This is a genomic window from Cupriavidus gilardii, assembly GCF_013347325.1.
Taxonomy (GTDB): Bacteria; Pseudomonadota; Gammaproteobacteria; order Burkholderiales; family Burkholderiaceae; genus Cupriavidus; species Cupriavidus gilardii.
The window spans coordinates 1,587,324-1,602,175 of the sequence record NZ_CP054624.1 but is presented as its reverse complement, the minus strand read 5'-3'; the positions used below and the strand labels follow the sequence as shown (position 1 = coordinate 1,602,175).

Annotated in this window: 14 protein-coding genes; 6 read left to right on the top strand and 8 right to left on the bottom strand. The window is 68.7% G+C overall.

Annotation, left to right across the window (positions count from 1 at the left end; all coding sequences use genetic code 11):
• Positions 1-136: 136 nt before the first annotated feature.
• A complete protein-coding gene (locus FOB47_RS07305) occupies positions 137-538 on the top strand; it encodes a tautomerase family protein (protein ID WP_174780444.1) in 402 nt (133 codons plus the stop codon).
• A 7-nt stretch (positions 539-545) separates the two neighbouring features.
• On the opposite strand, the gene FOB47_RS07300 is transcribed toward FOB47_RS07305, so the two are convergent.
• Positions 546-1,190: a histidine phosphatase family protein gene (locus FOB47_RS07300; protein WP_174780443.1), complete on the bottom strand. Its 645-nt coding sequence runs from the start codon at positions 1,188-1,190 to the stop codon at positions 546-548.
• A 44-nt stretch (positions 1,191-1,234) separates the two neighbouring features.
• Positions 1,235-2,527 (bottom strand): DSD1 family PLP-dependent enzyme, encoded by a 1,293-nt coding sequence (locus FOB47_RS07295; protein WP_082371712.1) that lies wholly within the window; start codon positions 2,525-2,527, stop codon positions 1,235-1,237.
• Positions 2,528-2,783: 256 nt separating this feature from the next.
• On the opposite strand from FOB47_RS07295, the gene FOB47_RS07290 reads away from it, so the two are divergent.
• The 3 genes from FOB47_RS07290 (at position 2,784) to FOB47_RS07280 (ending at position 5,641) form a co-directional block, all read left to right on the top strand.
• A complete protein-coding gene (locus FOB47_RS07290) occupies positions 2,784-4,052 on the top strand; it encodes an AI-2E family transporter (protein WP_244959189.1) in 1,269 nt (422 codons plus the stop codon).
• Between the two features lie 104 nt (positions 4,053-4,156).
• Entirely contained in the window at positions 4,157-4,795 is a 639-nt protein-coding gene (locus FOB47_RS07285; RefSeq protein ID WP_244959188.1) for a PadR family transcriptional regulator, read from the top strand.
• 3 nt (positions 4,796-4,798) lie between these two features.
• Positions 4,799-5,641, top strand: a complete 843-nt coding sequence (locus FOB47_RS07280) for a siderophore-interacting protein (RefSeq protein WP_174780441.1) — start codon at positions 4,799-4,801, stop codon at positions 5,639-5,641.
• A gap of 46 nt (positions 5,642-5,687) precedes the next feature.
• Here FOB47_RS07280 and FOB47_RS07275 read toward each other — a convergent pair whose 3' ends face one another.
• Positions 5,688-5,972, bottom strand: a complete 285-nt coding sequence (locus tag FOB47_RS07275; protein WP_053823687.1) for a nicotinamide mononucleotide transporter — start codon at positions 5,970-5,972, stop codon at positions 5,688-5,690.
• A gap of 268 nt (positions 5,973-6,240) precedes the next feature.
• Here FOB47_RS07275 and alaC point away from each other — a divergent pair, with 268 nt between their 5' ends.
• Entirely contained in the window at positions 6,241-7,503 is a 1,263-nt protein-coding gene (alaC, locus tag FOB47_RS07270) for an alanine transaminase (protein WP_174780440.1), read from the top strand.
• A gap of 134 nt (positions 7,504-7,637) precedes the next feature.
• Here alaC and FOB47_RS07265 read toward each other — a convergent pair whose 3' ends face one another.
• The 5 genes from FOB47_RS07265 to FOB47_RS07245 form a co-directional block, all read right to left on the bottom strand.
• The gene (locus FOB47_RS07265; RefSeq protein WP_174780439.1) at positions 7,638-8,459 is read right to left on the bottom strand and encodes a hypothetical protein; all 822 of its coding nucleotides are present in this window, start codon (positions 8,457-8,459) and stop codon (positions 7,638-7,640) included.
• A gap of 274 nt (positions 8,460-8,733) precedes the next feature.
• Positions 8,734-9,909 carry an enoyl-CoA hydratase/isomerase family protein gene (locus FOB47_RS07260; protein WP_174780438.1) on the bottom strand — a complete coding sequence of 392 codons (1,176 nt, stop codon included), beginning with the start codon at positions 9,907-9,909 and terminating at the stop codon, positions 8,734-8,736.
• Positions 9,906-10,805, bottom strand: coding sequence for a 3-hydroxyisobutyrate dehydrogenase (mmsB, locus tag FOB47_RS07255; RefSeq protein ID WP_174780437.1), 900 nt, complete (start codon positions 10,803-10,805; stop codon positions 9,906-9,908). Before mmsB ends, FOB47_RS07260 begins: the two co-directional genes overlap by 4 nt.
• 35 nt (positions 10,806-10,840) lie before the next feature.
• The gene (locus FOB47_RS07250; RefSeq protein WP_174780436.1) at positions 10,841-12,364 is read right to left on the bottom strand and encodes a CoA-acylating methylmalonate-semialdehyde dehydrogenase; all 1,524 of its coding nucleotides are present in this window, start codon (positions 12,362-12,364) and stop codon (positions 10,841-10,843) included.
• 57 nt (positions 12,365-12,421) lie between these two features.
• A complete protein-coding gene (locus FOB47_RS07245) occupies positions 12,422-13,555 on the bottom strand; it encodes an acyl-CoA dehydrogenase family protein (protein ID WP_174780435.1) in 1,134 nt (377 codons plus the stop codon).
• A 239-nt stretch (positions 13,556-13,794) separates the two neighbouring features.
• Between FOB47_RS07245 and FOB47_RS07240 the strand changes: the two genes are divergently transcribed.
• Positions 13,795-14,832, top strand: a complete 1,038-nt coding sequence (locus FOB47_RS07240; protein WP_174780434.1) for an AraC family transcriptional regulator — start codon at positions 13,795-13,797, stop codon at positions 14,830-14,832.
• Positions 14,833-14,852 lie beyond the last annotated feature (20 nt).

The following is a 14,852-nucleotide window of genomic DNA, read 5'->3' as shown; positions in this document are numbered from 1 at the left end:
GTATCGCATCTTCCCGCTTTTCCGATGGAAAGGCGGGCACTACGATCGAGTCAGTGGCGGGTCGGCATCGCGAGACGGAAGCGAAGCGGGCCCGTGCCACCTTCCATCCCACCGACCATTCGAAGAGGAAACCGCGATGCCCCACCTTCAATTGCAGATCTCCGGTCAACCCAACGCCGCGCTGACCGCGAAGGTCGCCGCCACCGTGGCCGAACTGACCCGTACCGTGCTTGGCAAGAAGCCCGAGGTGATGGCCGTGGCGGTCCAGTACGTGCCGCACGACGCCTGGTTCATCGACGGCCAGCCGCTGTCCGCGCTCGGACGCAACGCCTTCCATCTCGATATCAGCGTCACCGACGAGACCAATACCAAGGCGGAGAAGGCGCGCTACCTCGAAGCGGTGCACCATGCGCTGTCCGAGCTGATCGGCGATGTGCACGACTGCTCGTATATCCACGTGATCGACGCCCGTGCGGCGGCGTACGGCTATGGCGGCCGCACGCAGGAATACCGCCATCAGCACGGGTCGACGTTGTAAGGCGGGCTCAGCCGGCGGGCAGCCGATACAGGCGCCGCGGCCGTCCGTCCGCCGACAGCTCGAACACGACGCCGCCGCCGCTGTCCGCCCCTTGTCCGGTCAGCGCCGTGATGTTGACCTGATGGGTCACCATCAGATACGGCCCGCCGCGCGGATCGAGCCGATCGATGAAGCGCGACAGTGCGGCGGTCTGCTCGGTGCGGGCGCCGGCGTCGCCAAAGAAGGAATTCAGCAGCGGCAGCACGGTGACGGGACCGAGGTCCATCAGCCGCGCGGTGTCCTGGCAACGGCACCAGGCGCTGGTCCAGACGGCACTGGGACGAAAGCCTGCCGCGCGCCAGGCCGCGCCCAGACGCTGGGCCTGGGCGCGCCCGCTCGCATCGAGATTGCGCTGCGTCGGACAGGACCGCAGGTCGAAGCCGGGCGGGTCGCCGACGCCCGGCGCGGTGGCATGGCGCAGCAACATGACCACATTGGGCCGAGCGAGCGCCGAGACGGGCAGGGTGGCGATCGGTTGCGCAAGGGCGCTGGACACGCTGGCCGGCATGGCCGATGCCAGCAGGGTCCAGCAGGCGAGGCGGGCCGCGGCGGCCAACGTCTTGCGGCGCCGCGCGGAGGGCGAGCCGATGGCGGCCGTGCTGCGATCGATCATGATGCTCCTCCTTGCGCGCGCCGTGCGGCCTGCCCGGCCCGACGCTAGCGGCTTAGACCGCGCGCGGAGATCGGCCACAGCGACTCGACCTTGCCGTCGCGCACGCCGACCAGCGTGTCGTACAGATTCAGCGTCGGGTCGCAATGGCCAGGCACCAGCCACAGCGGTTCGCCCAGCTGCGGCAGCGCCGGCATCTCGCCGCCGGCGCCGGGTACCGGCCGCACGATGCCGTGTTCGTCATTGGCGGCGACATAGGCCAGCCGCGTGCTGCGCCTGCCGCCGCCGAACTGGCCGCCGGCGCGCTCCCCGGAGTCGCGTTCCCATATCCACGGCAGCCCCGAATCGACCGCCATCGACTTCAATCCCGCGTCCACCACGACCTGGCCATGCGCCGCGGTGCTCATGACCGTCGTCGCGATAAACAGGCTGTGCTCGAAACGCAGCGCCTCGGCGGCGCTGCCGCTGTCCATTCCGCCGTCGAGTCCGCTGGCGGCGACGCCCTCGTTGCTGCCGTAGTCGCCGTCCATGAACACATACGAACCGGGCTGGATCTCGGTGAAGACGCCGCTGGCCAGATCGAATTCGACGCTGCCGCTGCCGCCGCCGGTGACCACCTGGCAGGGCGCCCCGGCCGCGGCCAGCCGGGCCGCCACCGCCCCGGCACGCTCGGCGGCGCGCGCCGCGGCCTCGCGCCGGGCGGCATGGTCGCGCACATGCTGGATGCCGCCATGGTAGGCCTGCAATCCGCCGAACGACAGGCGTGGCTGCGCGGCGATCCGTTCGGCCAGCCGCAGCGCGGCATCGGCGTCGGCCACGCCGCAGCGGCCCTGGCCGATGTCGAGCTCGACCAGCACCGTCAGTCCGCTCTGCTCGCGCTCGGCCGCCTCGGCAAGCGCCCGCACCTGGACGACCGCGTCGACGCAGACGCTGATGCGCGCGTGGCGGGCCATGCGTGCAAGCAGCATGGCCTTGGCCGGGCCGGCGATCTCGTTGCTGATATGGATATCGGCGACGCCGGCGCGCAGGAAGGGCAGCGCCTCGCTGACCTTCTGGCAGCAGATGCCGACAGCGCCCCGCGTCATTTGCGCCAGCGCAATGTCCGGACATTTGTGCGCCTTGGCGTGGGGCCGCAGCGCGACGCCGGCCCGATCCGCGGCCTGCTGCATCCGCTGCAGATTGCGCTCGAAGGCATCGAGCACCAGCACCAGCGCCGGCGTGTCGATCGTCTGCCAGGGCTGGCCGGCTTCGGCGATCGGAGGCAGCGTGGGCAGTCCCGCCGGATCGCGCAAGACGGGCAGATCGGAGGGGGCGGAAGGCACGGCGCGAGGGGCAGGCATGACGGCGATGTCTCCAGATGGGTCGGTGGGCCGAATGGCACAGGGCGCGGGGGATCATCGGCCGATCGGCACCGGCTGTCAAACCGTGCCGCTGCCGCGGCCCGGCTGCGCGCGCCGGCCAGGGCGCTGTCGCGCTTGTCCTACATCGCTTGCGGCGGCCGTCCGACTTCGGGAGGCGGACGGCGCCGACTATGCTGACAGTGATGCACCGCGCTCCCCGCGCGGCACCGGTCACCCCCCGCACCGTCCCCTCGCCATGCATGCCACGCCCACCCCGTCCGCGCAGTCCGGTGCGCCGTCCGCAGCGCGTCCCGCAGCGGACACCGCAGCCGACACTGCTGCGCAGGCCTCGACCGTCGCCGCCGACCCCCGCGACGACGAGCCCGCGGCCGCGGCCTCGGCCCCCCCGGCGGCGGCCGAGCCGCTGCGCGGTCCGGGCAGCGCCCGCGCGTTGCCGATCGCGATCCAGCGCGGCAGCCTGGCGCTGGTGGTGCTGGCGACGCTGGCCTGCCTGTACGCGCTGCATGTCGCCAAGGCCTTCGTGATCCCGGTGGTGCTGGCCGTGATCCTGACCTATCTGCTCGATCCACTGGTATCGGCGCTGCACCGCCAGCGGCTGCCGCGTCCGATCGGCGCGACGCTGGTATTGCTGGGCCTGGTCGCGGTGCTGCTGTGCGGCGCGTATCTGCTGCAGGGCCAGGTCGAGGCGATCGTCGACCGTCTGCCCGAGATCGCGCGCAAGCTCTCGCGCAGCCTGTCGGCGCTGCTCAGCGGCGACGACTCGATGTGGCAGAAGATCCAGCGCGCGGCGACCGTGCTGACCGGCGGCACCCCGCAGCTCTCGCGCGGCGCCCCGGTCGTCATCGACAAGCCGGCCGGCGCGCTGCACGACATGGTGCTGGCCGGTTCGGTCAGTGCCTTTGCCGCGGCCGGGCAGGCCGTGGTGGTGCTGTTCCTGACGTTCTTCCTGCTGGTGTCGGGCGACATGTTCAAGCGCAAGTTCGTCAAGATGACGGGCCGCACGCTGACGCAGAAGAAGGTCAACGTCCATATGCTGGGCGAGATCAATCGGCAGATTCAGCGCTACATGCTGATGCTGCTGATCACCAATGCCGCGCTGGGCATCTGTACCTGGTTCCTGCTGAAGGGGATCGGCCTGCAGCACGCCGGCACCTGGGCGCTGGCCGCGGCGGCGCTGCATCTGATTCCGTATTTCGGCTCGGGCGCGACCGCGATCGCGCTGGGCGTGGCGGCCTTCATGCAGTTCGGCACGCTCGGCCTGGCCGCCGCGGCGGCCGGAGGTTCGATCCTGATCGCGACGCTGATCGGCTCGGTCGTGCAGACCTGGATGACCGGCCGGATGGCCAAGATGAATCCGGTGGCGGTATTCGTTGCGCTGCTGTTGTTCACGTGGCTGTGGGGCGCCTGGGGCATGCTGCTGGCGATTCCGCTGGCCGTGATCGCCAAGGTGGTGGCCGACCATATCGAAGGGCTGGAATTCATGGCCGAGTTCCTCGGGGAGTAGCGCCGAGCCGACAAGACCCTGCCGCAAGCAGGGCCAGGGGTTGACCTTCAGTGCGGCGAACTATATCGTAAGATATGTTTTTCGATATAACGAGCGACTGTTCCATGCCCCCTCGCCATCATCACGGCCGGCACGGCCACGGCCCCGGCGGTCCTTTCGAAGGATTCGGCTCCGATGCGGACAGCCTGCGCCGCGGCCGCAAGCTCGGGGCCGACGACCTGCAACTGCTGCTGCTCGACCTGCTGGCCGAGCAGCCCAGCCACGGCTACGAGCTGATCAAGGCGCTCGAAGCGCGCAGTGCCGGCTTCTACAAGCCCAGCCCCGGCGTGATCTATCCCGCCTTGACGTACCTCGAAGAGATCGGCCACGCGGCCGTCGATGTCGACGGCAACCGCAAGTGCTACCGACTGGCGGAGCCGGGCCGCGAGTTCCTGCAGGCCAACCGCGAACGGCTGGCGCTGCTGTGGAACGGGCTGCGTCATGCGGCCCGCAAGATGGAGTGGGTGCGCCGGGCGCTCGCCGGCGAGGCGCCGCCGGAGCCGGACGATCAGGGCAACGGCTGGCTGCCGGAGTTCGTGCAGGCACGGATGGCGCTCAAGCGCGCGCTGCTGCTGCGCACCGATGCCTCCCCGGACGAACAGCGGCGCATCGCCGGGATCCTGCTGCGCGCCGCCGCCGATATCGAAAGCACCGAGGCGGCCGCCGTGCCGCCGCATCCCGCCCGACCACGCAACCCGAGGTAATGCATGTCCGCAACCGACCGTGCCACATCCATCGAAGCCACCGATCGCCGCGACGCCGCGCTGACCGTCGAGCGCGTCCGCCATCCGCTGAAGTTCCGCCACATCCAGGTGGTCCGCACGCAGCGGATCTCACCGGCGCTGCTGCGCGTGACCTTTACCGGCGACGATCTCGCCGACTTCGTGTCGGCCTCGTTCGACGACCATATCAAGGTGTTCCTGCCCGCGCCGGGGCAGCAGCGACCGGTGCTGCCGGAGATGGGACCCGATGGTCCGATGTTTCCGGAGGGACAGCCGCGCCCGATCGCCCGCGACTACACGCCACGCCGCTACGACGCCGCGGCGCGCGAGCTCGACATCGAATTCGTGCTGCACGGCGACGGCCCCGGCGCCAGCTGGGCGGCGCAGGCGCAGCCGGGCCAATGGCTGGGTATCGGCGGACCACGCGGTTCGTTCGTGATCCCGACTGCGTTCGACTGGCACCTGCTGATCGGCGACGAAGCGGCGCTGCCCGCGATCGCCCGCCGCGTCGAGGAACTGCCGGCCGGCAAGCGCGTGGTGGTGGTCGCGCAGATCGACGACCGCGAGGCGCGTGTCGCTCTGCACAGCGACGCCGACTGCGAACTGCATTGGCTGTATCGCGCCGAAGGCGACGAACTGCTGACGGCGCTGCGCCGGCTGGAATTGCCGGCCGGGGAGGGCTATGTGTGGGCCGCCGGCGAGGCGGCCGCGATCCGCGCCGTGCGCGCCTGCCTGGTGGACGAGCGCGGCATCGACAAGCGCCGCATCCGCGCGTCGGCCTACTGGAAGCACGGCGCCGTCGGCGTGCATGAAACGCTCGACGACTGAGCCGCGTAAAGAGGCCGGAGTGGGGAGGGCGGAGAGGGCGTCCGGCTCAGTGCGAGCCGGCGTGTCCGCCAGTCCGATGGAACTGCGTATGCCGGTAGAGCCCGTACAGACTGGTCGCGGTGAAGCCGAGCTGCTGCACGAACAGGCCATAGGTGCCGGTCACCAGTGCGAACACGCTCCACACGATGTTCGAGCACAGGTACGAGATCCAGCCCCAGCGCGACGCCTTGTTGTGCAGCGCGACCAGCAGCGAGCCGCTCATCGCGAGCGCGCAGCCCGACCATTCCAGACCATTGAGCACCATCGGCAGTTGGGCGGCAGCGAGATCCATCGCGCTATGTCTCCTTATTTTGTGTTCAAGTTTTGCATACAAAGCGTGCGAAGCTTAACGCCGAAGTACGCTGGGAGCAAGAGGGGATATACGCCTGGCGCGACGTGCGGCGGACTCCTTCGCGCCGAAGCGGACCAATCGAAACGAGATCGCGCCTGCACGACGGCGATGGACGCGCGCCCGTAACCCGATTAACATCGTCGCCGGCGGCACTGACAACCGCCAACGTCGCTCGGACGGTTCCGGGCGCTTACGTACAAGGACAACCATGTCAGCCACTCCGGCATCCCCCGGCTCGAGCCCGTCGAGCCAGCGCCGCTTCGCGCGCATCGATCGTCTTCCCCCCTACGTCTTCAATATCACCGCCGAGCTGAAGATGGCCGCGCGCCGCCGCGGCGAGGACATCATCGACATGAGCATGGGCAACCCGGATGGCGCGACGCCCGCGCATATCGTGGCCAAGCTGACCGAGGCGGCGCAGCGTCCCAATACCCACGGCTATTCGACCTCGCGCGGCATTCCGCGGCTGCGCCGCGCGATCTCGCACTGGTATCGCGAGCGCTACGACGTCGACATCGATCCGGAGCGCGAGGCCATCGTGACGATCGGCTCGAAGGAGGGGTTGTCGCACCTGATGCTCGCCACGCTCGATCGCGGCGACACCGTGCTGGTGCCCGACCCGAGCTATCCGATCCACATCTATGGGGCGGTGATCGCGGGCGCCGATATCCGCTCGGTGCCGCTGATCCCCGGCGTCGATTTCTTCGCCGAGCTCGAACGCGCGATCCGCGGCAGCTATCCAAAGCCGAAGATGATCGTGCTCGGATTCCCGTCGAACCCCACCGCGCAATGCGTGGAGCTCGACTTCTTCGAGCGCGTGATCGCGCTGGCCCGCAAGCACGACATCCTGGTCGTGCATGACCTCGCCTATGCCGACATCGTCTTCGATGGCTGGAAGGCGCCGTCGATCCTGCAGGTGCCGGGCGCCAAGGACATCGCGGTAGAGTTCTTCACGTTGTCGAAGAGCTACAACATGGCGGGCTGGCGCATCGGCTTCATGGCCGGCAACGCCGACCTGGTGACGGCGCTGGCGCGCATCAAGAGCTATCACGACTACGGCACCTTCACGCCGCTGCAAATTGCCGCGATTGCCGCGCTCGAGGGCGACCAGCAATGCGTGCGCGAGATCGCCGCGCAATACCAGTCGCGCCGCGATGTGCTGGCGCGCGGGCTGAACGAGGCCGGCTGGCCGGTGGAGCTGCCGAAGGCGTCGATGTACATCTGGGCGCGGATTCCCGAGCCGTATCGCGCGCTGGGCTCGCTGGAATTCGCCAAGCAGCTGCTGGAGAAGGCCAAGGTCTCGGTATCGCCGGGCATCGGCTTCGGCGACTTCGGCGACGACTACGTGCGCTTCGCGCTGATCGAAAACGAATCGCGCATCCGGCAGGCGGTGCGGGGCATCAAGACGATGTTCCGCGCCGATGGGCTGGTCGCACCGGCGGCGGCTTCCGCAACGGCGCCAAAGCCCTGAGCAGGCTCGCGTACCGCATGTCGTTCCCGCGAAAGCGGGAACCCAGCGTCTTTGAAAGCCGCTGGGATCCGCGCTTTGGGGGACGACAATCTCCGTTGGCAAGCTTGGGCGCTCTCATCAGCGCTTCTCTTGCTTCAATGCGGCCGCGCCGGCGGAACACGCATGGCGAGGATGCGGTTTGCAGACTCGGCGCGGGTTCTCAGCTCTGTCATTTCTGCTTGAAGCAGCTTCTCCAGCGGGGTGGCACCTTTGATGTCACCTCGCCACAGACACCGTGCAATGAAGTCGATCGCGGCTTCGGCTTGTTGAAGCCTGTGTCCGTAGACAGGTTCGTGATGCGCAATGCGATTCCTGGTCTGATAAAGCGCTTCAAGATGGCTGGCAACCAATGCACGCGACACCGATTTGTCCGGGAAGACGTGCTTCAGCGCGGGTCGCCATAGCGTGTGCTCGTAGCTCGTTGAAAACAGCCGCTTCCAGAAGTACAGAGTCAGCTGTACCACCAGTTGTCCCATCGATACGCTGACGACCTTTTGCCGGGCCCTCAGGATGTGCTCATATGCAAGACCGTGCGGTGCAATGCCGCCGCAGAACGCGCGTCTATCCAGTTGTTGCCGTTCGTCCAGGTTCATCTTTGCGTACGCAGTCTTTCGCGCGCTGGCGTCGGCCTGCAGGATCTTCGCTTTCAACTCGTTGTCCCCCTGAAAGGGAGCGGGCGGCATGCGGAGCCAGTTCGGGGTTTGGAAGTGGTCCGTCAGTTGGGCACAGACGGCGTTGCGCAATGCAATCTCTACCACGGCGGTGACCGTCATCAGCGAGGCGGCAAGTCTGAGCATTGCCTGATGGAGCGCAATGGCGGTGCGGCGAGACCCGGTGAAGCGCTCGAACGTTCCAAGCCGTTCGTCCGAGAGAAGGGCTGCGACGCTAGCCAATTCTGGTTCGGACAGGTGGTCCATTGACTCGAGCTGTGAGCGTGGCTATATTCGCTGGCGATAGGTCGGGATCAGTGTCGGCAGCTGCCTGAATAGGCAAGCGGACCCCCAACTTCCTCCTTGAAGGGCGCTCCGTGGAGCGCCCTTTTTCCTTCAAGGCGCGGGAATCGTAACCGGTAGGACGGCAGAACGGTGTTTCCACCTGTGCCGGAGCGGGATGACCAAGCCGCTGGGTCCCCGCCTTCGCGGGGACGACAGACTTGTCGGCTATACAGGGCGCTCTTCGGAGCGCCCTTTCCTATTTCAGTGCTGGTGGCGCCAGCGGATGCCGCTCGCCTTCCCACGGCGGCATGAAGAACCCGCGTACCGCATCGGGATCGACCGCATCGTGGCTGTCCACCCGCCACCGTGGCGTCTGGTCCTTGTCGACGATCAGCGCGCGCACGCCCTCGATGAAGTCGCCGTCGGTGAAGGCGTGGCTGACCACGTCGAGCTCCATGCGGAAGCAGTCGGCCAGGTCCAGCCGGCGGCCGCGCAGCAGCAGTTCGCGGGTGACGGCCGTCATCAGCGGGGAGCGGCCGCGCAGCAGCGTCGCCGTCTTCGCGGCCCAGTCAGCGCAGCATGGATCCTGTTCACCGGCGAGGCCTTGCAGGATCGCCGCGGGCGTCGCGTCGGCGCGGAAGTGCCGCAGCAGCGCAGGCAGTACGTTCAGCAGCGGGGCATCCGCGGCGGTCGTCGGCGGTGCGGGCACCAGCGCCCGGCGCAGCGTCGCCAGCACCGTGTCGCGGTCGCTGGCGGGCCAGTCGATGCGGGTCAGCGTCGTCTCCAGTTCCGCCAGCGCGGCACTGTCGGCCGCAACATCCGCAAGCCCGCACAGCAGCGTGTCGGCCGCGCCGAGCGTCACGCCGGTCAGTCCCAGATAGAGCGCCAGTTCGGGCGTCATCCGCGACAGGAAGTGGCTGGCGCCGACATCGGGCACCAGGCCGATGCCGGTCTCCGGCATCGCGACGCGGGAGCGTTCGGTGACGATGCGCAGCGGTGCGGCTTGCGCCAGACCCATGCCGCCGCCCATCACGATGCCGTCCATCAGCGCGATCACGGGTTTCGGATAGCGGTGCAGCTCGAAGTCGAGCTGGTATTCGTCGACGAAGAAGCGCCGGTACAGCGGTTCCCCATCGTCGCCGCCACGTCCGGCCACGGCGTCGCGATAACTGTCGTACAGCGCGCGGATATCGCCGCCGGCGCAGAAGGCCTTGTCGCCGGCGCCGCGCAGCACCACGGCAACGACATCCTTCTGCGCTGCCCAGTGCCGCAGCTGTTCTCGCAGCGCCATGATCATCGGATACGACAGCGCATTGAGCTGGCGCGGCCGGTTCAGCGTCACCAGCCCGACGCGGTTGATGACCTCGAAGCGGACTTCATCGGTGCCCTCGGCCTCGATCCGCGGCGGCAGCGATTCGACTCTTGCGTTCACGCCGCGCCTCCATCGGCGTCGAGGTATTGCCGAATGACGCCCGAGAAATCGAGCTGCCCGTCTCCGCGCTGACACATCGCCTGGTACAGCTGCTGCGCCAGCGCGCCGAGGAACAGCGGCTGCCGCACCGCGCGGGCGGCGTCGTTGGCCAGGCCCAGGTCCTTCAGCATCAGTTCGGCGCCGAAGCCGCCGCTGTAGCCGCGCGCGGCCGGGGCGGTGTCGATCACGCCGGGGTAGGGGTTGCAGGTGTCGGACGACCAGCAGCGCCCGGTCGACGTGTTGACGATGCCTGCCAGCACCTTGGCGTCGATGCCGAGCCGCGCGCCGAGCGCCATCGCCTCGGACACGCCGATCATCGAAATGCCGAGGATCAGGTTGTTGCAGATCTTCGCGACCTGGCCGGTACCGGTGTCGCCGCAGCGGACCACGTTCCTGCCCATGCCGGCCAGCACCGGCTGCAGCCGCTCGAACAGCGCCGCGTCGGCGCCGACCATGAAGGTCAGCGTGCCGGCCTGCGCGCCGCCGGTGCCGCCGGACACCGGCGCGTCGGCGAACGGATTGCCCTGGCGCGCGGCCAGCGCGGCGAGTTCGCGCACCGTCGCCGGGTCGATCGTGCTCGAATCGATCAGCGGCACGCCGGCACGCACGCCGGCCAGCACGCCGTTCTCGCCGGTGTAGACGCCGCGCACATGCGTCGCGGCCGGCAGCATCGTGATCACGATGTCGGCCTCGGCAGCTGCCTGCTTCGGCGAATCGGCGCCGCTGGCGCCGGCGTCGCGCAATGCGGCCAGCGCCTGCGCATTGAGGTCGAATACCGTCAGCGTGTGGCCGGCCTTCAGCAGGTTGCGCGCCATCGGCGCGCCCATGTTGCCCAGGCCGATAAAGGCGATATGCATCGAGGTCTCCTGTCCGTTGAGTCCGTTGGGCTGGTTCAGCGCAGCGCGATGGTGGTGTTGACGCCGTGGTTCACGGTCTCGTCATCGAACCAGCGCGCCGTCACGGTCTTGGTCTGCGTGTAGAACTGCACCACCTGCTTGCCGTAGGGCCCGAGGTCGCCGAGCTTGGAGCCGCGCGAGCCGGTGAAGCTGAAATACGGCACCGGCACCGGAATCGGGATATTGATGCCGACTTGGCCGACATCGATCTCGCTCTGGAACTTGCGCGCCGCGGCGCCGCTCTGCGTGAACACGCCGGTGCCGTTGCCGAAGGGATTACGGTTGACCAGCGCGATGGCCTCGTCGAGCGTGTCGACGCCGATCACGACCAGCACAGGCCCGAAGATCTCCTGCGTGTAGATCGACATGCCGGTCGTGACGTCGGTGAACACGGTCGGCCCGATGAAGTTGCCGTCCGGATAGCCCGGCACGCTGACGTCGCGGCCATCGAGCGCGAGCGTCGCGCCTTCCTGCACGCCGGCCTCGATCAGCCCCAGGATGCGCTGCTTCGCCGCGACCGACACCACCGGTCCGACATCGGTGCCGGGCTCGGCGCCGGCGCCGACCTTCAGCGTGCGTGCCTTGGCGATCAGGTCGGGCACCCAGTCACGCGCCGCGCCGACCAGCACCGCCACCGAGGTCGCCATGCAGCGCTGGCCCGCCGCGCCGAAGGCGGCGCCGACCAGTGCGTTCAGCGTCTGCTCCTTGTGCGCGTCGGGCAGCACCACCGCATGGTTCTTCGCGCCCATCATCGACTGCACGCGCTTGCCGTGGCTGCCGGCCAGGTTGTAGACATGGGTGCCGACCGCGGTCGAGCCGACGAAGGACACCGCCTTGACATCGGGGTGCGTGCACAGCGCGTCGACCACCTCCCTGGCGCCATGCACGACGTTCAGCACGCCGGGCGGCACGCCCGCTTCGAGCGCGAGTGCGACCAGCTCCATCGTCGACAGCGGGTCCTGCTCGGACGGCTTGAGCACGAAGGTATTGCCGCAGACGATCGCCATCGGGAACATCCACAGCGGGATCATCGCGGGGAAATTGAACGGCGTGATGCCGACGCAGACGCCGATCGGCTGCTGCAATGTGTAGGTATCCACAGTCGCCGCGACGTTCTCGGCAAAGCCGCCTTGCTGCAGCGTGCCGATCGACGCGGCATGCTCGACCACCTCGAGGCCGCGGAAGATGTCGCCCTCGGCGTCGGACAGCGTCTTGCCCTGTTCGGCGGTCAGGATCGCGGCGATGCGCTTGCTGTGCTCGCGGATCAGCGCCTGGTACTTCAGCATGATGCGCAGCCGCGCGCCGATCGGCGTATGGCGCCAGCTGGCGAAGGCGCGCTGCGCCGCGCCGACCGCGGCGTCCACCTCGGCGCGCGTGGCCAGCGGCACGCGCGCCAGCACCTGCTGCGTGGCCGGATTGACGACCTGGCGGTACTCGGTGGCGGCCGATTCGACCCATTCGCCGTTGATCAGCAGCTTGACGGTCGGAATCGCGGTTTCGGTGGCGGGCTGTTTGGTCATGGTGTCTCCGTCGGTTTGTTCTGGCGAGGCAAGTCGCAAGGGAGGGCGAGGGCCGGACTACAGCGAGCGGGCGATCAGCATCCGCTGGATCTCGCTGGTGCCCTCGTAGATCTGCGTGATGCGCGCGTCCCGGTAGTGGCGCTCGACCGGGTAGTCCTCGAGGTAGCCATAGCCGCCGTGGATCTGCAGCGCCTTCGAGCAGACCCGTTCGGCCAGCTCGGACGCATAGAGCTTGGCCTGCGACGCTTCGGACAGGCAGGGCTGGCCGTCGCTGCGCATGCGCGCGGCGCGATGCACCAGCAGGCGTGCCGCGTTCAGCTCGGTCGCCATGTCGGCGAGCATGTTGGCGATCGGCGCATGCTCGCGCAGCGGCCGGCCGAACTGCACGCGTTCGCCGGCATAGCGGCAGGCGGCATCGAAGGCGGAACGGGCGATGCCGATCGCCTGCGCGGCGATGCCGATGCGGCCGCCTTCGAGGTTCGACAGCGCGATGCGCAGGCCCTCGCCGGTGTCGCCGAGCAGCGCGTCGTGCGGCACGACGCAGTCCTCCAGCGTGATCGCGCAGGTGTCCGAGGCACGGATGCCCAGCTTCTTTTCCGGGGCATGGACGTGAAAGCCCGGCGTGTCGGTCGGCACCAGGAAGGCCGACAGTCCACGCTTGCCGCGCTCCGGCTCGGTCGCGGCAAAGACGATCGCGATGCCGGCGCGCTGGCCATTGGTGACGAACTGCTTGTTGCCGGACAGCACCCAGCCGTCATCGGTCGGACGGGCGCGTGTGCGCAGGTTGTGCGCCTCCGAGCCGGCCTGCGGCTCGGTCAGGCAGAACGCGCCGATCAGCTCGCCGCTGGCCAGCGCCGGCAGATAGCGATCCTTCTGGGCTTCGGTGCCGTAGTGCAGGATCGGACCGCATCCGACCGAGCTGTGCACGCTCATCAGCGTCGCGCAGGCCGCGCAGCCGGCGGCGATCTCCTCGATCGCCAGCGCGTAGGCGATGTAGTCGGTATAGGTGCCGCCCCATTGCTCGGGCACGATCATGCCGAGCAGGCCGAGCGCGCCCATCTCGGCCACGATCTCGTCGGGCAGTTGTCCGCTGCGGTCCCATTGCGCGGCGTTGGGCTTGAGCCGTTCCTCGGCGAAGGTGCGCGCGGTGTCGCGGATCATGCGTTGCTGCTCGGTGTATTCGCTGTACATGGCGCTGTCGTTGTGTAGTCGGGCGTGCGACGGTTGACGGCAGTGTAGAAAGGCGATGCCGGCGCGCGCTATGCCAAAATCCGTCAACTGCGCTGAACTGATTTGCCACTGCCGGCGGCGTGCGCCGCGATGACGGTTGTCCCGACCGCCGCCGTCTTCGGCGCCATCAGCGAACCCAATCACTCCACGGACTGTCTCCATGCCTGCGCTGTTGCGTCCCGTTGTTGCCTTGCGTACCGATGGAAAAAGGTAGCGTCGCGATCTGCTTCGTCCACCATGCGATTTCCGGCCTGCGCTCGCGCGGCATCGATGCCGAGCCGGTGCTGCGCGCCGCCGGTATCGCGCCCGCGATGCTGGCGGTGCCGCAGGCACGCGTGTCGGCGGCCAGCTACGGCGCGCTGTGGCTGGCGGTATCGGCGGCACTGGGCGACGAGTTCTTCGGCCAGGACTCGCGCGCGATGAAGCCCGGCAGCTTCGCGCTGCTGTGCCATGCGGTGGCCGGCAGCCGCACGCTGGGGCAGGGGCTGGACCGGGTCGCGCGCGGCTTCGGCGTGCTGCTCGACGATATCGGCGTGCAGCTGTTGCGCCGCTACGATGGCAACGCCACCGACGGCGGGCCGCAGCGTGCCGCGCTGGTGCTGACCGAGCCGTCGCGGCGCCGGCCGGGCGTGTTCGCGCAAGAGACGCTGCTGATCATGCTGCACGGGCTGATGTGCTGGCTGGCGCGGCGGCGGGTGCCGGTGCGGCTGGCCGCGTTCCGCTATTCCGAGCCGGACTACAGCGCCGAGTACCGCGTCATGTATTCGCGCCAGCTCGCGTTCGATGCGCCCGGCACCGCGCTGATCTTCGACGCCGCGTGGCTGGACCATCCGGTGCGGCACGACGAGCGCAGCGTCAAGGCCTTCCTGCGCGACGCGCCGCACAACGTGGTGGTCAAGTACTCGGACCGCAGCAGCGTGGTGGCGCGCGTGCGCCGGCTGCTGCGGCAGTCGCGGCCCGATATGTGGCCAACCTTCGAGGCGCTGGCCTCGGCGCTGCATCTGTCGGCCTCGTCGCTGCGGCGCAGGCTGATGGAGGAGGGCGCCACCTATCAGCAGCTGAAGGACGAATTGCGGCGCGATCTGGCGATCGAGGCGCTGAGCCATACCGATCTGCCGATCACCGAGATCGCGGCCGAGATCGGGTTTGCCGAGCCCGGCGCGTTCCATCGTGCGTTCCGGCGCTGGACCGGGCTGCGGCCCGGCGTCTATCGCGGCATGCAGGCCGCGGCGGGCTGACGTCGCGGCCGACCCGACGC